Annotated in this window: 17 protein-coding genes; 9 read left to right on the top strand and 8 right to left on the bottom strand. The window is 41.7% G+C overall.

What is annotated here, in order from left to right; translation table 11 throughout:
* Nucleotides 1-142 precede the first annotated feature (142 nt).
* Nucleotides 143-412: a YciI family protein gene (locus AACX33_RS17185; RefSeq protein WP_194002453.1), complete on the bottom strand. Its 270-nt coding sequence runs from the start codon at nucleotides 410-412 to the stop codon at nucleotides 143-145.
* Between the two features lie 171 nt (nucleotides 413-583).
* On the bottom strand, nucleotides 584-3,025 hold the full coding sequence (pheT, locus tag AACX33_RS17180; protein WP_194002455.1) for a phenylalanine--tRNA ligase subunit beta: 2,442 nt from the start codon (nucleotides 3,023-3,025) through the stop codon (nucleotides 584-586).
* Nucleotides 3,026-3,415: 390 nt separating this feature from the next.
* On the opposite strand from pheT, the gene AACX33_RS17175 reads away from it, so the two are divergent.
* The 3 genes from AACX33_RS17175 to AACX33_RS17165 all read left to right on the top strand — a co-directional run bounded on the left by AACX33_RS17175 (nucleotide 3,416) and on the right by AACX33_RS17165 (nucleotide 6,322).
* On the top strand, nucleotides 3,416-4,366 hold the full coding sequence (locus AACX33_RS17175; protein ID WP_194002457.1) for an Rpn family recombination-promoting nuclease/putative transposase: 951 nt from the start codon (nucleotides 3,416-3,418) through the stop codon (nucleotides 4,364-4,366).
* A gap of 181 nt (nucleotides 4,367-4,547) precedes the next feature.
* The gene (locus tag AACX33_RS17170; RefSeq protein ID WP_194002459.1) at nucleotides 4,548-4,778 is read left to right on the top strand and encodes a hypothetical protein; all 231 of its coding nucleotides are present in this window, start codon (nucleotides 4,548-4,550) and stop codon (nucleotides 4,776-4,778) included.
* A gap of 374 nt (nucleotides 4,779-5,152) precedes the next feature.
* Nucleotides 5,153-6,322: a homocysteine biosynthesis protein gene (locus tag AACX33_RS17165; protein ID WP_194002461.1), complete on the top strand. Its 1,170-nt coding sequence runs from the start codon at nucleotides 5,153-5,155 to the stop codon at nucleotides 6,320-6,322.
* A 108-nt stretch (nucleotides 6,323-6,430) separates the two neighbouring features.
* On the opposite strand, the gene AACX33_RS17160 is transcribed toward AACX33_RS17165, so the two are convergent.
* Nucleotides 6,431-7,450: a hypothetical protein gene (locus AACX33_RS17160; protein WP_194002463.1), complete on the bottom strand. Its 1,020-nt coding sequence runs from the start codon at nucleotides 7,448-7,450 to the stop codon at nucleotides 6,431-6,433.
* Between the two features lie 371 nt (nucleotides 7,451-7,821).
* On the opposite strand from AACX33_RS17160, the gene AACX33_RS17155 reads away from it, so the two are divergent.
* On the top strand, nucleotides 7,822-8,691 hold the full coding sequence (locus AACX33_RS17155; RefSeq protein ID WP_194002465.1) for a tetratricopeptide repeat protein: 870 nt from the start codon (nucleotides 7,822-7,824) through the stop codon (nucleotides 8,689-8,691).
* A gap of 104 nt (nucleotides 8,692-8,795) precedes the next feature.
* Here the strand turns inward: AACX33_RS17155 and AACX33_RS17150 are convergent, their stop codons facing one another.
* The 4 genes from AACX33_RS17150 to AACX33_RS17135 all read right to left on the bottom strand — a co-directional run bounded on the left by AACX33_RS17150 (nucleotide 8,796) and on the right by AACX33_RS17135 (nucleotide 13,156).
* Nucleotides 8,796-9,410 (bottom strand): TMEM165/GDT1 family protein, encoded by a 615-nt coding sequence (locus AACX33_RS17150; RefSeq protein ID WP_194002467.1) that lies wholly within the window; start codon nucleotides 9,408-9,410, stop codon nucleotides 8,796-8,798.
* 440 nt (nucleotides 9,411-9,850) lie between these two features.
* Nucleotides 9,851-10,357, bottom strand: a complete 507-nt coding sequence (locus AACX33_RS17145; protein ID WP_194002469.1) for an SgcJ/EcaC family oxidoreductase — start codon at nucleotides 10,355-10,357, stop codon at nucleotides 9,851-9,853.
* 567 nt (nucleotides 10,358-10,924) lie between these two features.
* Complete coding sequence (locus AACX33_RS17140; RefSeq protein ID WP_194002640.1) at nucleotides 10,925-12,652, bottom strand: succinate dehydrogenase/fumarate reductase flavoprotein subunit; 1,728 nt, start codon at nucleotides 12,650-12,652, stop codon at nucleotides 10,925-10,927.
* A 186-nt stretch (nucleotides 12,653-12,838) separates the two neighbouring features.
* A complete protein-coding gene (locus AACX33_RS17135) occupies nucleotides 12,839-13,156 on the bottom strand; it encodes a hypothetical protein (protein ID WP_194002642.1) in 318 nt (105 codons plus the stop codon).
* Nucleotides 13,157-13,905: 749 nt separating this feature from the next.
* On the opposite strand from AACX33_RS17135, the gene AACX33_RS17130 reads away from it, so the two are divergent.
* The 5 genes from AACX33_RS17130 (at nucleotide 13,906) to AACX33_RS17110 (ending at nucleotide 18,492) form a co-directional block, all read left to right on the top strand.
* Nucleotides 13,906-14,271, top strand: a complete 366-nt coding sequence (locus AACX33_RS17130) for a Mo-dependent nitrogenase C-terminal domain-containing protein (protein WP_194002471.1) — start codon at nucleotides 13,906-13,908, stop codon at nucleotides 14,269-14,271.
* 22 nt (nucleotides 14,272-14,293) lie between these two features.
* Nucleotides 14,294-14,566 carry a cupin domain-containing protein gene (locus AACX33_RS17125; protein WP_194002473.1) on the top strand — a complete coding sequence of 91 codons (273 nt, stop codon included), beginning with the start codon at nucleotides 14,294-14,296 and terminating at the stop codon, nucleotides 14,564-14,566.
* 196 nt (nucleotides 14,567-14,762) lie between these two features.
* Nucleotides 14,763-16,025 carry a pentapeptide repeat-containing protein gene (locus AACX33_RS17120; RefSeq protein WP_194002475.1) on the top strand — a complete coding sequence of 421 codons (1,263 nt, stop codon included), beginning with the start codon at nucleotides 14,763-14,765 and terminating at the stop codon, nucleotides 16,023-16,025.
* 18 nt (nucleotides 16,026-16,043) lie between these two features.
* Nucleotides 16,044-16,790, top strand: a complete 747-nt coding sequence (locus AACX33_RS17115; RefSeq protein WP_194002477.1) for a creatininase family protein — start codon at nucleotides 16,044-16,046, stop codon at nucleotides 16,788-16,790.
* 700 nt (nucleotides 16,791-17,490) lie between these two features.
* Nucleotides 17,491-18,492 (top strand): phosphate ABC transporter substrate-binding protein, encoded by a 1,002-nt coding sequence (locus tag AACX33_RS17110; protein ID WP_194002479.1) that lies wholly within the window; start codon nucleotides 17,491-17,493, stop codon nucleotides 18,490-18,492.
* A gap of 156 nt (nucleotides 18,493-18,648) precedes the next feature.
* Here the strand turns inward: AACX33_RS17110 and AACX33_RS17105 are convergent, their stop codons facing one another.
* The gene (locus tag AACX33_RS17105) at nucleotides 18,649-20,040 is read right to left on the bottom strand and encodes a malic enzyme-like NAD(P)-binding protein (RefSeq protein ID WP_194002481.1); all 1,392 of its coding nucleotides are present in this window, start codon (nucleotides 20,038-20,040) and stop codon (nucleotides 18,649-18,651) included.
* Between the last annotated feature and the right edge of the window lie 57 nt (nucleotides 20,041-20,097).

Below are 20,097 nucleotides of genomic sequence, written 5' to 3'. Positions count from 1 at the left end.
CACTAACAAAATATTCAATGCATCTACTGAAAGTCAGAATTTAGAATGTAATTTCTGTAACTATTGGGCTGATTTAGTGGACAGTAATGGAATTGGCATATTGACAGGAAACATTAAATATGAAATGAGTATTTCCTGATATTTAAAACGCTTGAATCCACTCTTTGATAAAATATTCAGTCCAGATGCCATTTTTCCAGTAGGGGTCATTTTCCACCAACTGGCGTACAGTGGCTTCGTCTTCAGATTCGTAAATTCCAAAAACTTTTGTACTATCCTTGGTGGGGCCAAGGGTGATGAGTACACCCGATTCTTTCTGTTTCGCTAATCCGTCTAAATGGTCTTGACGATAAGGAGCGCGTTTTTCGAGAACGTTTTCACAGTAAGTTCCCCACATGATGTATTTCGCCATGATTACTTGTTTATCCTATTGATATTTGCCCAGAGTTTAGTATATCCCGTGATTAAACCAGATTTGTAAGCGATATAATTAAACATAAAACCTTGACGATATAGATCCCCGACTTCTTCGAGAAGTCGGGGATCTGGGTATTACGTTTTTTAAGTTTGAGCTACTTATTAACTAACTTCTCAGGTTAACGCCAAATTTCTCCACTAAAGCCTCACGGACTTTATTGTGAACAGGTTCCACTTCCGCTTCAGTGAGAGTGCGATCGCTTGACCGATAAATTAAGCGAAATGCTAAACTACGTTGTCCATCGGGTACGTTTTCACCACGATATTCATCAAACAATTCCACAGATTCCAGCAGTCCCTTCCCAGCTTTATTAATTGATTTTTCAATTTCCGCCACCGAAACCTTCACCGGCGCGAAAAAGGCAATATCGCGATCGCTCGCTGGATAGGTAGAATAAGCATGAAACGTGGGAACCAGAATTTCATCTTGATCAAGAGCATCCAACAGTATATTTACATCAAGCTGGAACACATACACAGAATCGGGTAAACCTTTATCTTGTCGCAGTTGGGGATGAACTTGTCCAAAAATACCAAGTCTGTTTCCACCCACCCATAAAGAAGCAGTGCGTCCTGGATGTAAACGCTCATCGCGACAATCGGGTTGATATTCTACCTTTAAATTAAGTTGCTGGAAGACGCTTTCTAAAATACCTTTAGCATCAAACCAGGTCATCGGGTTTTCACTGCTACCTTTTGACCATTTGCCAAGAGAGCGATCGCCTCCCATAATACCAGCGATCGCATCAGTTTCCTGCAAACCGTCTTCTTCCTGCCAGAAAATCCGCCCCAGGTCAAAACCATTCAAAGAACCATTTCCCTGCTCCAAATTGTATTGAAAAGCATCAATCAAGCCGGAAATCAAATCAGTTCGCAACGCCGAATATTCCCCAAAAAGCGGATTACTCAAAACTATCTCTCTATTATTCCCAGGTTTCACCAAAGAATAATGGATAACTTCCGTTAAACCTTCCGCCCTGAGAAAAGCCCGGATCTTGCGGACTAACTCTTGATCTAAAGGTAAATAACCAGCCTCAGACTTCTCTGGTAAAGTATCACAAAAATGATCATAGCCATAGAGACGGGCTAACTCTTCAATCAAATCAATTTCTCGTTCTAAATCGCGGTAACGATAGGGCGGAACTGTCACCGTCCAAGTCCGTTCACCGGAAGAAGTCAATTGACATCCCAACGCCGAGAGAATCCGCTCAACATCAGCTTCAGTGATTTCTCCTGTCTCCTCGCCCAAATCCACTGGTCCCAGAACTTCATTAACTCTGTCTAGACGCAGAGCAATAGAACGACTCCAAGTAGATTGGTCTGGGCGAGTGTCAGCAATTTCTTGTTGCACAATTACGCCCTCAGCCAGTTCACTCAATAGTGATAAAGCCCGGTTACAAGCGATTTCCAATTCCGCCCGGTTTACTCCCCGTTCGTATCTCCCAGAAGCCTCACTTCTTAACCCCACACTCCGCGAAGAACGACGAATAGCCACAGAATCAAACAATGCTGCTTCTAAAACTAAGCTTTGAGTACCGCTATGAACTTCTGTTTCTTCTCCACCCATCACACCCGCCAGTGCAACAGGTTTATTATTAGCAGTAATTAACAAATTTTGGGTTGACAAATTGCGCGTTTGTCCATCCAGAGTTTTCAAAGATTCCCCTGAACCAGCGAAGCGAACACCAATCGTTAAACCTTCACCACCAGCAACAGAGTGTAAACGGTCTTTGTCAAAAGCGTGTAGTGGTTGTCCCCATTCCCACAAAACATAGTTAGTAATATCCACCACATTATTGATCGGTCGCACCCCAGCCGCCCGTAAACGCTGTTGCAACCAATCAGGAGAAGGGGCAATTTTCACCTGTTCAATGACTGTACCAATGTAAGCAGGACAAGCTTGCTGGTCAGCAATTTTTAATGCTAGATTACTTTTGCTTGCACCTAGTGGCAGAGATACTTTACCAAATTCAGGAATACTTAATTTACCACCAGTCAAAGCTGCAACTTCCCGCGCTATCCCGACCATACATAGAGCATCAGCCCGGTTGGCGGTTGCAGTCACATCTAAAATTACGTCATTTAAACCTAATAAGGGACGCACATCACTACCCAGAGGCAGATTTTTCTGGGGAAAAATATGAATCCCATCTACATCAGTAGGTAAACCGAGTTCCTTTAAAGAACAAATCATCCCTTGAGATGGGACACCGCGCAGCTTTGCCGGTTTAATTTTTAAATCAATATTCGGTAAATACGTGCCTGTCGTTGCCACTGGTACATAAATATCAGCCTTGACATTGGATGCACCACAGACAATATTTAAAGTCTCAGATGCACCGATATCCACTTGACAAACACTTAATTTATCAGCATTGGGGTGGGGTTGACGCTCAAGCACTTTCCCCACAACAACACCATTAGCCCAAGTGTTGCGGTCTTCAATCTCTTCTACTTCAAACCCAGCCATTGTCAGGGTTTCCGCCAATTCTTCCGGACTAAGTTTAATTTCTACCAGTTCCCGCAGCCAATTTAGAGAAATACGCATGGAGTGTGATTGCTTGTTGAAATATTGCCGAGTGCTGTAGAGAGCGAATTAAGCTCGTCTTGACAAAAGCGGGAGAAGACTAATATCTAGTCTGTCACCCCTAGCCTCTTTTGCATCTTGAATCATCCTACCGAAAATTTGGGGTGAGATCCTCGCCCGTTATTAACCCTTCTGGGGCCACTTTATTGTACAAATCACTTTATTATTAAGTGTAGGTGTCTCAGAATACTAGCCCTGTATAGGTAAAACTTCGCCCAATATACAGCAGTTTCCATTTCAATAGAGTACAGATTTATCTGTGGTTGATTATTTCTTGGTGTATCTCATCAATCTGCGATACGCTGTATAAACAAATACTATTATTAAACTATTGACACTATTTTAATTACAATGACGGAAATTACAGCTAACTATGATGAAACCTGGAAAGAAGTAATAGGAGATTACTTTGATTCATTTCTCGACTTCTTTTACCCAGAAATCTATCAACAAATAGATTGGAATAAAAACCCCATTTCTCTAGATAAAGAATTAGAACAGATTACCGCATCTGCGGACAGCAAAACACGCCATGCTGATAAATTATTTCAAGTGTGGTTATTAGATAATCAAGAAGTTTGGATATTAATTCATGTAGAAGTACAAAGTCAATATGATAAAGAATTTTCCCAAAGAATGTTTATCTATAACTATCGAGCTTTTGATTTATATCAAAAACCAGTTATTAGTTTAGCCATACTAGGAGATGAAACTAACAGTTGGCGACCTAATTTTTATCAGTATGGCTTAGGAAGTAGTCAATTAATCTTTAACTTTTCTAGTGTTAAGCTTCTCGATTATCAATGGGAAGAGTTAGAGCAAAGTAATAATATTTTTGCTATAGTGGTAATGGCACATTTAAAAACTAAAGCCACTAACAGCAATTTGTCAGCTAGGGAACAGTGGAAATGGAACTTAGCTAGATTACTTTATGAAAGAGGTTATAACCGTAAAGAAATTGTTGATTTGTATAAAGTCATTGATTTAATGATGGCTTTATCTCAAGACCTGCAATTAAGTTTTGAGGAAAAATTAGCTAATTATCAAGAGGAACGAAAAATGCCATTGTTAACTAACATCGAACAACGCGCGATAGAAAAAACCACAAAACAAACTCTGAAACAAAATATTTCTGATTTACTGGTTAGTCGCTTTGGTAATTTACCCGAAAATCTGACCGAAAATATTGGAAGAATTCAGGATATAAATATTTTGAAACAACTTCTAATATCAACAATTGGCGTTAATTCTTTAGAAGAATTTGCACAGCTTGTTAACTCTAATTTACCAGAAGCAGATTAATAGATGTAGGTTGGGTTAAGCGACAGCGCAACCCAACAATTGATAATATACTTTACGAAAGAGGTTATAACCGTAAAGAAATTATTGATTTGTATAAGGTCATTTATTTAATAATGGCTTTATCTCAAGACCTGCAATTAAGTTTTGAAAAAAAATAGCTACCTATCAGGAGGAACGAAAAATGCCACTTTTAACTAACATCGAACAACGGACTATTAAAAAGACTCGGAAACAAAATATTGTCACACTTGTACAAGTGCGTTTTGGTAATATTCCCGAAAATCTGGTTGCAAGCATGAATCAAATTGATGATGTATCTTTTTTAGAACAACTTCTTTTATCAACAATTAATGTTAGTTCTGTAGAAGAATTTGCACAGCTTGTTAACTCTCATTTATTAGAATCAAATTAATATAGGAATCCGGTTTGATCTATAAAAAAATTAAGTATTGTAGGGTGCGTTAGGATGAAGTCCGTAACGCACCATTATTAAGGTTTTGGTGCGTTACGCTACCGCTAACACACCCTACGTGTCTGTTCAAAAATCAAATAGTAGTCCTATATGTGACTTAGTTTTTATTTAGCCATAAAACTTCACAGATGGGGTAGATGTTGAATATCAACAAGATAGAGAAACTCAAAACAAAAAAGTCAAAATCAATGATTTTGAAAAAATTGATAATATCGCCCATGATTTGGTGAAAGTCATTCTTCTAATTTAACCATTGATTAGACAGTTAAGGAAAATTTGCGGGCTAAATTACTTATCGGAAAATTATATTTAAAATGCGAACAATTGCCGAAATCAACGAAAAAATCAGCCGCAAACGTGCAGTAGTATTGACAATTGAAGAATTAAAAGCACGAGTTGCTGAAGTCGGCGTGAGCAAAGTTGCTAAAGAAGTTGATGTCATTACCACTGGCACATTTGAGCCGATGGAATCCAGTGGTGCAATTATTAATCTCGGACATACCGACCCGCCAATCAAAATTCGGCGCTGCTGGATAGATGGTGTCCCAGCATACTCAGGTTTTGGAGCAGTGGATTTATACTTGGGTGCGAGTTGTTCTGTAGATGTCATCGATGGCGAAGAAATCCGTGAACATGGTGGTGGTCATGTGATTGAAAATTTGATTGCCGGGAAACCTGTACATATAAAAGCTCAAGGACAGGTAACCGATTGTTACCCACGGGCGACTTTTGAAACTACTGTTACCCGCGACACAATCAATCAGTTTTATTTATTCAATCCGCGTAATCTGTATCAAAATTTTATTGTAGGTGTGAACGGAGGCGATCGCTCACTATTTACCTATCTAGGCCCTTTACAACCTAGTTTAGGAAACGCCGTTTACTCTAACCCTGGCGCAATTTCCCCCTTACTTAACGACCCTGATTTGCAACTCGTTGGTATTGGCACACGAATATTTCTAGGTGGCGGTATCGGCTACGTTGCGTGGGAAGGTACTCAACATTTCCCCTTACAAAAGCGTTTGCCCAATCGTACACCCATTGGTCCCTCTGCGACTTTAGCCTTAATCGGTGATGCCAAACAAATGGATGCGCGTTGGGTGCGTGGTTGTTACTTTAAAAGCTATGGTCCCTCGTTAATGTTGGGGGTAGGTGTCCCACTCCCGGTATTAAACGAAGAAGTAGTTAAACGCTGTAGTGTCCAAGATAAAGATTTAGTCGCGCCAATCGTGGATTTTTCGATTCCTCGGCGCGTTCGTCCTACCTTTGGATTGGTGAGTTACGCCCAACTCAAATCTGGGCGCATCACCATTGAGGGTAAAACTGTGAGGGTTGCTCCCCTAGCCAGTATGTTTTTTTCTCGGCAAATCGCCACAGAATTAAAACAATGGATTTCCGCAGGTACTTTTACCCTCACAGAACCTGTGGCTCCCATTCCGATGGACAGGTCATTTTTACCCCAAGACCGTTGGACAGATTTTTAGAACTAGAACTAGGGATTGGGGACTGGGGACTGGGGATTGGGTACTGGGTAATGGAATTGAGAAGTTTCTTCCCCCGGCTCCCTGCTCCCTGCTCCCCTGCCTCTTTACCTACTCCTGAGTTGGTTTTGGCCGTTTAATGGGCTTAGGCGCAGGTGCTTTCGGTATAGGTTTGGATACCGCCGATGGTTCGCCGGCTGTTTTCTTGATTGGTTTCGGGGTTTCCCCACTGCGTCTAGCGGGAAATGGTTTTCTCCCAGCGCCACCGCCACCACCACCACGAAAGCCGCCTTTGAAGGGTGGTTTGCGTTTTTTGGGCAGATCAGCGATCGCTTCCGCTTTTTCTAAAACTAATACGTCAGCTTCCCGCTTGGCTTTAAAGTCCCAGAACTTGCTCACGGCTTTAGTCGTCAGGACACCCCGCAGTTTCAACTTAAAATATTTGGGTTTATCAGTTGATTTGCGCGGCGCTTGCTTAATTTTGACCACTAAACTCTTAGCGTCAAAAGACTGGTAAACTACCTCACCACGCACGGAAAAACTACCATCAGAAAGTTCAGAGGCAGATCCCAATTCACTTCTAGATTCTTCTTGATTTTCGGGGACATCATCATCAGTTGTCTGCAACTTCTGTGATCCCGAATCTTGCTTCTCCTCATCTGTTGGCTGTTGAGCCAGATTTTCTGGCTCCCAAACCCCAACAATTTGGAGGTGTAAGGTGTCATTTTCTTGCCGTGTACGTGGATAAACTACCCACAAATGATCTTTTTCTAAATCAAGGTGATTTTTGACTAAGCTCATAATCCGGCCGAGTAGGACGGCATTAAGTTCTACACCATCTTTGGTGAGCAGTATACCTTGAGTAAATTGTTCACTGCTGGCAAGGTAGCGACCTCGGACTAACCCGATGGCGCGGTACTGCATCGGTTCACTGGGCGGCGGAATCGGTTGAAGGCGATGACCTGGGTTTCCATTTGAGGAAGTTTCCCTGGGCTGAACGGAGGAATTTTCCAGGTGAGATTCCTGGACTACTACTGTATGAACATTAGCAGCTGCCTCTTTATGGGTTTGAGGCTGATGGTTGGTAGAAGACTGGGAAGATTCAGGCAAAGGCATCAGGTCGGAATTCATAAAAACTCCTTGCGGCGGAGATACATCCCATAATGGGATTTTACGAAGGCAATGAAAAAAAGCGTTTGTGCGGTTGATGAAAGATTGGCTGTTGACAAACCTACACCAGAGCGCCCAATACAATGGTAAAGAAGCTACATTTGCATTAATACGCTAATGTAACTGAGAGCCTTTACACTAGTTTCGGAAGCATATCATAAGTACAATTCTGACGGCTCCTCCTAAAGTCATCACTTACTTTGGCAATGTGAATAGTTAATTGTTATAAAATTCACAGGCAATTGGCGGTATTCCGCAAGGTTTTGGAAATTTTTCGCTTTCCGATTTATGTAAATGATCATGTCGTTTGAATTCTGGAGTAAGACAAAACTGTGTCTCAACCGCGCAATCGTTGGATAGTTAGGATCATCTTAGCGCTGGCAGTTACTGCTTTTGTGGGCGTTTCGGTAATTCCGATCATTAGCGCCATTAATAATCCGTCGCCCTTAAACCAAAATGCCGCTAGCACTAGCAGCAGCGGATCTGCCTCTAATCAATTATCAAAGTTGCAAGACGAGGTACGAGGTTATGAATTGGTTTTACAACGGGAACCGGAAAATCAAACTGCGCTGAATGGCTTATTACAAGCGAGGTTACAACTTCTCAGTTTAAAACAGGGTGATATTCAAGGAGTAATTGAGCCTCTAGAAAAACTCGCTAGACTCAATCCCCAACAGTCGGAATATGGAGTGCTATTAGCCCAAGCCAAGCAGCAAATGGGCGATTTGGAAGGATCAGCTCAAGCTTACCGCTCAATTTTAGACACTCAACCTGGGGATTTAAAGGCTTTGCAGGGCATGGTAGCTTTGTTGCTAGATCAGGAACGTCCCGAAGCCGCCATTGGTTTACTTGAAGAGACTCTCTCTAATGCAGATCAGGGCAATAAAATTCAGCCTGGAAGTGTGGATGCGGTGGCTGTACAGGTGCTATTAGGTACTGTTCATGCTTCTCAGAAGCGCTATCCTCAAGCTACCTCTGTCTATGATCAAGCAATTAAGAAAGATCCTCAAGATTTTCGTCCCGTTTTAGCAAAAGCAATGCTTTTTAGAGAACAGGGTAAAGTCGAAGAAGCCAAACCTTTATTTGATAGCGCCGTGGCTTTAGCACCTGCTCAATACAAAGACGAAATCAACAGGGCGGCTGCTTCTCCGAGTCCTGCGCCTCCGTCTGCTGAATCGCCTTCAACTCCTGCTGAAGAATAAGGGGGAGTAGGGAGTAGGGAAGGAAGAGGCAGGGGAGCAGGGAGCAGGGAGCAGGGGGAAAGAAACTTCTCAATCCCAATACCTAGTCCCCATTCCCTATTGCCTCAGACTCCTTCTACAGCAGCAACTATCCCAAAGATGAGAAATAGACAGCCTCCGGCAAAGGTGAGTTGACGTTCTGATATGCGTCCGGCAATAAGTTTACCTCCAATGACCGCGATCGCTGTACAAATGGCGTGTCCTAAAACTGCACCCGCAGCGACTCCCACGGTGTTATAGCTTGCAGCTAGGGCAATGGTGGCAATTTGTGTGCGATCGCCCCATTCTGCTACAAATGTCAGTGTAAAGGCTTCTATTAAAATTGCTAAGGGAGTTTTTACCTTTGTTTGTAACTCTGCTTTTTCTACTGCTTCTTTAGCCTCGTTTACTTCTGTCTCACAGCTAGAACCAGACATTTTACTAGCTGCATATAACAGCTTCATCCCAAAGGCAAAAAATAAAACTATTTCGGCGTACTTCACATAAGTTTGTGGCAATAAAGATACAATCTGTCCGAATAGTACTGATAGAATTGTCATCGCAGCTAAGGCGGCTGTCACACCGATGAAGACTAGCTTTCGCGAGTGTTTCATCGCTAAAATTACAGCTATAAAGAATGTTTTATCCCCTAGCTCGGAAATTGTAATTAATAATAAACCTGCGGTAAATGCTGTTAACACTCTCTCAAACTCCTGAAGGATTTTTTACCTGTGTGGAGCTTCAATGAGAGTGGTCAGACTTCACTGAGAGCTTCACACAATTTTCTTGTGTAAACTCAGTGAAAGTCTCGCTACCAAATATTTTTTATTTGTCATCTGAACCAGGCTCATCGCCAGTATGTTGATTCAGATGTACTGGCTTGCAAATTAAAACTTACGTACCAGCAGCTACTCCCCTTCGATTTGATATTAATTATACATCTATCTTTAGTAAGAGTCAAGCAAAATTTATTGTTGCTTAACTCCACTTTGATTAAGTAGTCATTGGTCATTCTTAGTCCATTGTCGGCGAAAAAATTTGTGGATTGTGGACTAATTCAAACCATGCTCTAAAAAGACATGATATTTCAAAAGCTCATGACTCCGTGAAGCGGTTTGATTTGACAACAAGGATGAGACTACTATTCAGCGCTGCTAGTAATTGTTTCTGGCATAGCGGAAGAATGATGTTCTGCTATTAGCCATTTATTACCGACTCGATTATAGACAAAGGTGTATCTTGCTGGAACTTCCTGAATTTGATCATTATTTACGACTGTAAATGTATATGTCCCTGAATCAATAGCGACACCGCAATAAAGGCGAATACTGCGGTAATTAATTTTGCCTACAGGTTTCTGTTGCAAGAATTTTACAAAGTAGTCCTGAATTTCTTCATGATTTCGTCGCACTTGGTTGGAAACTGTGGGCAACAAAATAGCATTTCTGGCATAATTCTGAGTCACTAAATTTGGATCTCCAGTCTGTAAAGACCTGTTCCATCGGTCGAAAAGTCCGGCGATTTCTGGTCTAGTGACTTTGGGGCAGTTAGTTTGTGCTTGCACAGGAGTTGGTGGCACAATACTTGCAAAAGCAAGTGCTGCACTAAAAAATGATAATAGGGCAGACCGAGTAATTGTCATTTTCATAACTTTCTGATGTTGAGGCGACAGTGAACTGTGAACACTTTCACTAAACTGTGCAAGGGGGTAAGATTAGAAAAATTTTATAGCGAATCAAACTAGAAGTTTGATTGAATTACTATAGGACTCATATTTGATTTATGAACAGACACGTAGGGTATGTTAGCAGGGAGAGTACGGCACCAAAACCTTAATAATGGTGCGTTACAGACTTCATCCTAACGCACCCTACAATACTTAATTTTTTCATAAATCAAACCGGATTCCTATATTTAAAAAATTTTCCCATACAAAGCTAAATTAGGGAATAACCAAGCATCAATATCAAATATGCCTGTGACAGAACTGTTATAAAGACTAAGTATGACAAATTTATACATTTTTATAGATATTGAAGATGTGAGAATAATTATTTATTATTGTATTTTTTTACTTTAACTGGGGTAGTTTTAGATGAAAAATCAATATCCAAAATTTTATTGAGTGATGGGTATTCTTGTTTTTATGTACATTAAAATACCCATCCGATATAGAGGAAAACTACAAAATGAATAATTTAATTTGAGAAAATTCCTAATACTTTCGCTCTTTTGGTTCAAACATATTAATTACCACTGGGCGATATTGAATATCAATACCTGCTGGTGAATAATAAGCCATTGTGTGTTGCAAAAAATTAGTATCGTCTCGCTGGGGATAATCTTCGCGGAAGTGTGCGCCGCGACTTTCTTGGCGATTCAGGGCTGAGGCGAGAATTGTTTGTCCTACCACCATCAAACTTCGTAATTCTAAGGCTTCTACAAGTTCTGTATTCCAGCAGCTACCTTTATCATCTAAATAAATTTGCGGATATTGCTGTTGCAATTCTGTTATTTTTTGCCAACCTTCACGCATTACGTCTTCAGTTCGGAAAACAGCACAGCATTCAGTCATACAATCTTGGAAGGCTTGACGCACTTGATTAATCCGATATTTCCCTGGCTGTTCTATTAAGGCTTGGATTTGTTGCTGGGCTTCTTGGATGTAGTGTTCTTCGTTCACAGCAGGTAACTTCCGATTCTGCACATATTGAGCGATCGCCGCTCCGGTACGCCTACCATAAACTATACATTCCAGCAGCGAATTACTACCAAGACGATTAGCACCATGTACAGATACACAAGCTGTTTCACCAGCAGCAAAAAAGCCTTCAACTAAGTTATCTCCACTGCTGCGAACTCGTCCATCGGTGTTCACTGGGATACCACCCATACAATAGTGATTTGTGGGGCGAATTGGCATCGGCTGAGTTACCGCGTCAACACCGACTAAGCGGTGGGCTTCTTCCCAACAGAAGGGAACACGACTCATAATTTTTTCTTTGCCCATGTGTCGCAAGTCAAGATAGACAAAGGGGCCGCCTGCACTTCCGTCGGGATGAACTCCACGCCCGGCGCGAATTTCGTAAGATATCGCCCGTGAGGTAATATCACGAGGAGCTAATTCCATGCGACTGGGTGCATAGTTTTTCATGAAGCGATCGCCATCACTATTAATTAAATACGCGCCTTCGCCCCTGACAGCTTCCGAAATCAGCACACCTACCGGATACAAACCAGTGGGATGAAACTGCACAAATTCCATATCTTCTAGGGGTAAACCTGCGATCGCCGTCATCGCCAAACCGTCGCCCGTAGAAGCGTAATCATTAGAAGTCGTATTATAAACGCGACCATAGCCACCTGTAGCAAACATGACCGCCTTCGCCCGCAGCACCTCTATATGCCCATCTAACAGGTGAAACATCACCACACCCTTGGCCTCACCTGATTCTAAAATCAAGCGCATTACATACCATTCTTCATAGATATGCACACCATAACGCCGCAGGTTGTTAACCAACTCATGTAGAATCGCGTGACCAGTTTTATCCGCAGCGTAGCAAGTGCGATCGTGAGAATGTCCACCAAAAGCGCGTTGGGCAATGCGACCATCAGGTAAACGCGAGAATAAAACACCCATGTGTTCCAGATCAATTACCACATCTGGGGCTTCCTGGGCGAGAATTGCCACTGCGTCTTGGTCTGCTAAATAGTCAGAACCCTTGACAGTATCAAAAGCGTGTGCTTCCCAACTATCTTCAGAATCAACATTTTTCAAAGAAGCCGCCATCCCACCTTGAGCGGCTACCGAGTGGGAACGGATGGGATGAGTTTTAGCCACCACAGCCACATTTAAACTAGGATCAGTGCGCGCAATTTCCACAGCAGCGCGACATCCCGCCAATCCCCCTCCGACAATAAGCACATCATGTTCCAACATCACTAACCCCCGACTGCATAAAGCTGCTGTTCTATTGTAGAGACCAGATTTATCAGACGGTGAGTTATCTGCAACTCTCAAGAAAAATCCCTAGAGTTGCAGGCGATCACATTTTAGAGTCAGACAGCGATAGGATGCGTTATGGTATTCCACCTAACGCACCGTAGTGATTTTAATTGGAGTTCCTCAGCTAGTTGCTTGTACTGGTTGTTGCTGGGAAATATTACCGGGTATGGGTTCAGTCTTCATTCCTGGAGATATCGCTGTGACCTCAATATGATTGAATAACGTAGTCACGAATGCAAACAGCAAAAATGGCAGCGATAACAGAACTACAAGACCCACCGTTACTAAAGCATATACAGGCCGTTTAGCACCCATTAACGCCAAAGCAGATGCCAAACTAATAGTGATTGTGATTAACCAAATAATGATCTGACCGTAGATGTCACCAAAGGTCAGGGTACAAACAAACTGGTATTTTTGAGTATTACTCTTGTTCATCATATTTTATATTTGCTTCAAATCTCTCCTATAGGTTCTACGTTAAAGCTATGTTTGGCTTGCAGTCAATTTCTCAATATTTTGGCAAATTTTGTAATTTAACTTCATAGGTTTTTTGCGACAAATCTTGTCACTACTTCGAGATCATCCGTCCAGGTAATTTTTATGTGCTTAATACTACTTGCGCTTTAGCTGAGATTATGGTAAGAATTGCGGAAACTAGCAGGATGAGATTAGTTTGTACTTATCAAAGGATATTGTGCAGTTGATTAAATAATATCCATTAGGACTTTTGTAGCAAAAGCAACATTTTTTTTGATACCAAGGCTCTAATATCATTCAGAGTTAAGCAATAACTAGAAATAAAGCCTAGCTGGAGTCAATGTTACACCCTGCTTTAGCTGGCAAAATTACAAATCAAACTACTAGGCAATTTCTTAACTATGAATTGAAATCAAATATAGGGGATCACTACTTTGAAAATCAGCAATTAATAAGTATAAGTTAATGGAAGGCCATTTTTATATTTTCTTTGTTATTTTGTATTTAACGGGACAGTTATTCGTTATCTAGTGAGCTTAAATGTAAATTAAGTGAACTATTTACCAGCAAGTTCTATGCAAATTACTCACTTTGTGCTTTTGCTCGTTATATTCATCAGCACAAGAAAAATTACCGACATAGATTGCATGGTAAAGCTCGAAATTGGCAAATAGTTTATCAATACAAGGAAGACCTTGCTCAGAACTATGCTTAAAACAAATAATCAACATATTATCCTACCTGCTTTTATCAACTCCGCAGAAGTAGAAGCCACGCATCAAGCAGGTAGCCAAAATAAATTTACTCGCCCTAAATTCGATTTACTGCAACCATTGCGTAAAAGACTAGACAACCTGCAAATTCACAATCGTGATTTTGCTCACTTTATTGCTAAATTGATTCCTTCACAGTGTCCTTTCGAGCGCGATGTGATGCTGTTTGGTCGCAAAATAGCCCACATTCCCCCAATGTGTAAGCTTAATCCCCTGTATGATGAATTTGTCGGCTTGCGCTTTCGGGCATTGTGTTATTTAGTAGATAAGTGTGGAGAAGACATCCAGACCTACTGCTAAATCCCAACCGAGAAAACATAGCATGGAAATTAAAATTGAGCATCAACCGAGTGAAGAACATCTTAAAGAGTTAGGTGTTTTAAAATGGGCAATTTGGCAGAAAGAAATATCCAAATTTCCCTGGACTTATGATACTCAAGAGACTTGTTATTTTTTGTTAGGTGATGTCGTTGTTACGCCTGATGGTGGACAACCAGTGCAGATGGGTAAAGGTGATTTAGTGACTTTTCCTGCTGGGATGTCCTGTACATGGGAAATTACAAGCGACGTAAAAAAACATTATTGCTTTGATTAGTCAAGTGTCAAGCATCAAGAATTAATTTCCTAGTCTTTTGGTGGCTTTGATTCTCCAGAACGCAAACATCTCGTAGGGTGGGTTAGCGACAGCGTAACCCACCTTGAATTATTGACAGTGCTAACTTTAAAGAGCTTGTTTTCCGGTATTAGGTTAAAATCCGAATATTGAAAAATTTAAGTATAAAAAATCGATAATGGCAAATGAGCAGCATTTAGCAATACTGAAACAGGGTGTAGAAGTTTGGAATGAGTGGAAGCGGAAAAATACAAATGTAAAAGCTGATCTCAGTAATGCGAACCTGAGTGAAGCTGACTTGTTTGAGTTTGACCTGAGTGGGGCTAACCTGAGTGGGGCTAACCTGATGTGGGCTAACCTGAGTGGGGCTAACCTGAATAGGGCTAACCTGAATAGGGCTTACCTGATTGAGGCTAAACTGATTGTGGCGAACCTGAGTAGTGCTGACCTGAGTATTGCTGACCTGAGTGGGGCGAACTTGAATGGGGCGAACCTGAATGGGGCGAACCTGAGTAGGGCGAACCTGAGTAAGGCTGATCTGATGTGGGCGAACTTGAGTAGTTCCGACCTCAGTAGTTCTGACCTCAGTAGTGCTAACTTGAATGGGGCGAACTTGAGTAGTGCTAACTTGAATGGGGCGAACCTGAGTAGTGCTGACCTCATTAGGGCGAACCTCATTAGGGCGAACCTGAATAGTGCTGACTTGAGTAGTGCTGACCTAAGTAGAGCTAATTTAAGTAGTGCTGACCTGGGTAGGACTATTTTATATGAATCGAAAGTAATAGCTACAAATTTTGACCACGCAACTCTGACAGGTGCTTGTATAAAAGATTGGAGTGTTAACAGTGAAACAAAACTAGATAAAGTAGTTTGTGAATATGTTTATTTATCTGGTGAATATGAAGAAGAAGAAGACATAATTAAACCAAAAAGCCGACGACCGCTAGCAGGTGAATTTTTACCTGGAGAATTTGCTAGTTTATACAAAAAGATTATAGAAAATACAGACTTAACTTTACGCAAAAATTCCAAAAGCGCTAATACTGCCAATAATCAAGGAGTTCAGTTTTATTCAAATCAAAAAACGCATATTTGGGAAAGGCTAACATTTCGCTCAAAAACAGAAATCAAAATTGCTGAAGCACTAGACAGGGCTGAAGTTTTATTTTTACCAAACTGTTTAGCTCGACTCAATACACCCAATGGTAGAGCAAATAAAGAAGCTGATTTCTTAATTTGTTACCACGGTAAATGGGGAATTTTGGAAGTTGATGGGCCGTATCATACCCCAGAACGCAGAGTAGAAGAACAAGAGAGGGAACGCATTTTTAGAAGACACGGTATCAAGGTCGTGGAAAGATTTGATTCCTGTAGGTGTTATGAAAATCCAGATGAGGTAGTCGAGGAATTTTTTAAAATGCTAGAAATTGGATATTCCTAAACTAGATTTTCCCCCAAAATGCAACTACATTTAAGCACTTGGCCAGAAGTTGAAGCCTATTTACAACAATCACGGGGTATTATTCTCCCCATTGGTTCTACTGAACAACATGGCCCCACAGGTTTAATTGGGACTGATGCGATTTGTGCAGAGGCGATCGCACGCGGTGTAGGTGAAGCAACTCAGGCGCTCATTGGCCCTACAATCAATGTGGGCATGGCATTACACCATACCGCTTTTCCTGGCACAATAAGTCTGCGTCCCAGTACTCTGATTCAGGTAGTACGAGATTATATAACTTGTTTAACTAAAGCTGGGTTTTCCAAATTCTACTTTATCAATGGACACGGCGGTAATATTGCCACCCTCAAAGCTGCTTTTTCCGAAACTTACGCTCATTTGGAAGATTTGCAGATTGCCAACGCCCAACAGGTACAATGTCAAGTGGCTAACTGGTTTATGTGCAGTTCTGTATACAAACTCGCTAAAGAATTATATGGCGACCAAGAAGGTTCTCATGCGACTCCCAGTGAAGTAGCCCTCACCCAGTATATTTATCCAGAGTCCATAAAACAAGCGCCCCTCTCGCCAGAAGTTGCCAGCGGACACAAAATTTATAGTGCAAATGACTTTCGAGGACGTTACCCAGATGGACGTATGGGTTCAAATCCGGCTTTAGCAACACCAGAACATGGTCAGCAATTTTATGATTTGGCGGTGAAAGAACTCAGCAATGGGTATTTAGAATTTTTGAACGCACAATAGCACTGCTAACAAAACAGAGACGTGAGAAAAATCGCGTCTCTACTTGAGACATCGCCAAAAATTAAATATACTTTTTTCAAAACCGTAAGAGAAGGGTATTTTCTCTACATTCTTTGTTGGAGATATATAGGAATCCTGTTTGATTTATGAAAAAATTAAGTATTGTAGGGTGCGTTAGGATGAAGTCCGTAACGCACCATTATTAAGGCTTTGGTGCGTTACGCTACCGCTAACACACCCTACGTATCTGTAAGCGCAAAGCGCAGGCTACGCCAACAAAAATCAAATAGTAGTCCTATATTTTGTAATTTTTTTAGCCAGCAAATAAAAATATTTATACTCTTTGTCTCCAGAAGAAACTTCTGTTTCAGGCTAAAAACACCAGTTAGAAAAGAATTTTCATCAGTATAATATTCTTGTGACGCATCCTGCCTTTGTAAAAATATCACCATCCAAGTGATCAGATTACCCAAAAACTACCAAAAATGCTCACCCTGTCCTGCGAATATCCCTTCTTAATAATGAGAGAGAACGATTTACCATTTACCCACGGGGTAAAGCAAGGGTAAGGATGTGATTTTTGGGTTGTCGAGTCCATGTGAATGGGAAATTTATCCGAGGGCAATTTCATTTAAAAATAACGTTTGGGTAGTAGCTGAAAACCTCTGTAAACCTGGTGAATTAGGGTAAATATTACAATATGGCTACAAACAGCAAAAATCGAGAAATACTCATACTGGTGCTAACTCTATTGCTCACTGGTGGAGTTTTAGGATCGGGTTTGTGGTACTTCAAACTATTGCCTGGACTAATACAAAGTCCTATATCTCCGAATCAGAATGCATCGCAACCTTTAAATAATGATCAATCTTCTGGCTCTGAATCTAACCCAGGTCAAAGTTTTGACTTAGGAAGTTTAGATACAAGTTTGCCAAATCCGACAGTTTTAACGATTGATGGTAGTGTAACTATAGTTACTCTAGTCAAGCAGTTTCAAGTTGGCTATAACTTTCTCAATCCTAACTTACCGACAACTTTCGGGATGCCTGACGGTAAACCTAATGGCACTAATGCCGGACTAAAAAACCTGATTGATGGCAAAGTCTTGATGGCCGCTAGTTCACGTCCCCTGAATGGTAGCGAATTGTCAGAGGGAATTGTGGGAGTACCCATCGCGCGAGATGGTTTAGCTGTGGCGGTAGGTATCAATAACCCATACAAAGGGGGATTAACTATAGAACAGTTGCGTTTAATTTTCCTCGGACAAATCACCAACTGGTCAGAGGTGGGTGGACCGAATCTGCCTATAAAAGTGATTAACCGTTCTCGTGAGAGTGGGAGTCATTCATTTTTTCAAGAGGCGATACTTTCTGGTAAACCTTTCGCACCAGATGGCGGTAACTTTACCACGGTGGAGCAAGATGAAACTACGCCCATCTTACGAGCTTTAGGTAATGATGGTATTAGCTACAGTACAGTTACCCAAATTGAAAATCAGAAAACTGTCCGCGTCGTTCCCATTAATGAAATATCGCCGACAGATAAAGCTTTAGTGAAAAATGGTACTTACCCGATTAGTCGAGTTGTTTATTTAGCAGTACCGCGCAAAACTAGCCCAGCTGTTAAGCAATTTGTTGAATTCGCCCTATCTCCTTCAGGACAAAAAGCTGTCGAACGAGCTGGTTTTATTTCTTTGCAGTAGGGAGTGGGGAGTGGGGGAAAGAAGCAAGGGAGCAGGGAGCAGGGAGCAGGGGGGAGATTGAAAAAAATAACATTCTTGCTTGTGTTTCTTGAGAGTTAACGACCTTTCCTCTTTTCACTGCTCCTCTACCTTATTTTCCCACTCCTTTGGAATTAATTAACTTTTGGCGATTCCTTCTTGACGGGCGGCTTGTTGGACAGCAGCAGCAACAGCAGGCGCAACACGTTGATCAAAGACTGATGGAATGATGTGTTCCCGGTTTAAGTCTGAAGGTTTCACTAAGGATGCGATCGCACTGGCTGCTTCTAAATACATGGTGGTGGTAATTGTCTGGGCGCGACAATCTAAAGCCCCACGAAATACTCCGGGAAAAGCCAACACGTTATTTATTTGATTTGGGTAGTCACTCCGACCTGTGGCCATGACAGCGACAATTTTACTGACTAATTCGGGCTGAATTTCGGGAATGGGATTAGCCATAGCAAAAACAATCGGGTCTTTGGCCATTGCTTGCACCATTTCCACTGTCAAAACTCCTGGTGCGCTCACGCCAATAAACACGTCTGCACCTTGCATTGCACCCCCTAGAGTCCCCTGGGCTTTAACGGCAAATTCCTGCTTTTCTGGGGTCAAATCAGTCCGACTGGTAGAGATAATTCCTTTGGAGTCGCACATCCAGATTTTTTCGGCTCCAGCTTTGCGAAGTAACCGAGCGATCGCCACTCCAGCCGCACCAGCACCGTTAATCACAATGCGGATTTCTGCCATTGACTTATTGACAAGTTTTAAGGCGTTAAACAACGCTGCTAAGGTAACAATGGCTGTACCGTGTTGGTCATCATGAAAAACTGGAATATTTAGTTCAGCTCGTAATCTCTTTTCGATTTCAAAGCAACGAGGCGCAGCAATATCTTCTAAGTTGACACCACCAAAAACCGGAGCGAGATTTTTAACTGTCCGCACAATTTCATCTGTATCTTGGGTGTCAAGACAGATGGGAAAAGCATCCAGCCCGGCAAATTCTTTGAATAGCATCGCTTTACCTTCCATGACTGGTAAAGCCGCCGACGCGCCGAGATTTCCCAAACCTAAAACGGCGCTACCATCGGTAACAATGGCGACAGTATTTTTTTTGATGGTCAGGTTGTAAACTTCCTCTGGGTCTTGAGCGATCGCCGTACAAATTCGACCAACGCCTGGGGTATAGGCCATTGCTAAATCAGAAACACTCTTCAGGGGAATGCGGCTGACAATGCTAATTTTGCCACCACGATGCAAATTAAAGGTGCGATCGTAAACACTGAGTAACTTAATATCTGGCAATGCTTTCACTGCTTGCACAATAGTCTCAGCGTGTTCGGTGCTAGCTGCATCTACAGTAATATCACGGGTAGACTGATGACGGGTTTGCTCAATTAAATCAATTTGTCCGAGATTTCCGCCACAGGTGGCGATCGCCTGGGTAATTGATGCTAACATCCCCACACGGTTGGGAATTTGCAACCGCAGGGTCACACTAAAACTAGAATTAGGAGTCAGCTTTGTCATTGTGATTTTTGATTTTAAGTTTTAGATTTTATATCAAATCCTTCAGGTATTACGCCC

Origin of the sequence: Nodularia sp. LEGE 04288 (assembly GCF_963896525.1) — a bacterium.
GTDB lineage: Bacteria > Cyanobacteriota > Cyanobacteriia > Cyanobacteriales > Nostocaceae > Nodularia.
The sequence above is the reverse complement of the archived record's forward strand: the minus strand, read 5'-3'. Positions and strand labels throughout refer to the sequence as shown.

Coding starts and splice junctions, on each gene's coding strand:
- AACX33_RS17185 (WP_194002453.1), bottom strand. CDS start 412: ATGGCGAAATACATCATGTGGGGAACTTACTGTGAAAACGTTCTCGAA.
- pheT (WP_194002455.1), bottom strand. CDS start 3,025: ATGCGTATTTCTCTAAATTGGCTGCGGGAACTGGTAGAAATTAAACTT.
- AACX33_RS17175 (WP_194002457.1), top strand. CDS start 3,416: ATGACGGAAATTACAGCTAACTATGATGAAACCTGGAAAGAAGTAATA.
- AACX33_RS17170 (WP_194002459.1), top strand. CDS start 4,548: ATGCCACTTTTAACTAACATCGAACAACGGACTATTAAAAAGACTCGG.
- AACX33_RS17165 (WP_194002461.1), top strand. CDS start 5,153: ATGCGAACAATTGCCGAAATCAACGAAAAAATCAGCCGCAAACGTGCA.
- AACX33_RS17160 (WP_194002463.1), bottom strand. CDS start 7,450: ATGAATTCCGACCTGATGCCTTTGCCTGAATCTTCCCAGTCTTCTACC.
- AACX33_RS17145 (WP_194002469.1), bottom strand. CDS start 10,357: ATGAAAATGACAATTACTCGGTCTGCCCTATTATCATTTTTTAGTGCA.
- AACX33_RS17140 (WP_194002640.1), bottom strand. CDS start 12,652: ATGTTGGAACATGATGTGCTTATTGTCGGAGGGGGATTGGCGGGATGT.
- AACX33_RS17135 (WP_194002642.1), bottom strand. CDS start 13,156: ATGAACAAGAGTAATACTCAAAAATACCAGTTTGTTTGTACCCTGACC.
- AACX33_RS17130 (WP_194002471.1), top strand. CDS start 13,906: ATGCTTAAAACAAATAATCAACATATTATCCTACCTGCTTTTATCAAC.
- AACX33_RS17125 (WP_194002473.1), top strand. CDS start 14,294: ATGGAAATTAAAATTGAGCATCAACCGAGTGAAGAACATCTTAAAGAG.
- AACX33_RS17120 (WP_194002475.1), top strand. CDS start 14,763: ATGGCAAATGAGCAGCATTTAGCAATACTGAAACAGGGTGTAGAAGTT.
- AACX33_RS17115 (WP_194002477.1), top strand. CDS start 16,044: ATGCAACTACATTTAAGCACTTGGCCAGAAGTTGAAGCCTATTTACAA.
- AACX33_RS17110 (WP_194002479.1), top strand. CDS start 17,491: ATGGCTACAAACAGCAAAAATCGAGAAATACTCATACTGGTGCTAACT.
- AACX33_RS17105 (WP_194002481.1), bottom strand. CDS start 20,040: ATGACAAAGCTGACTCCTAATTCTAGTTTTAGTGTGACCCTGCGGTTG.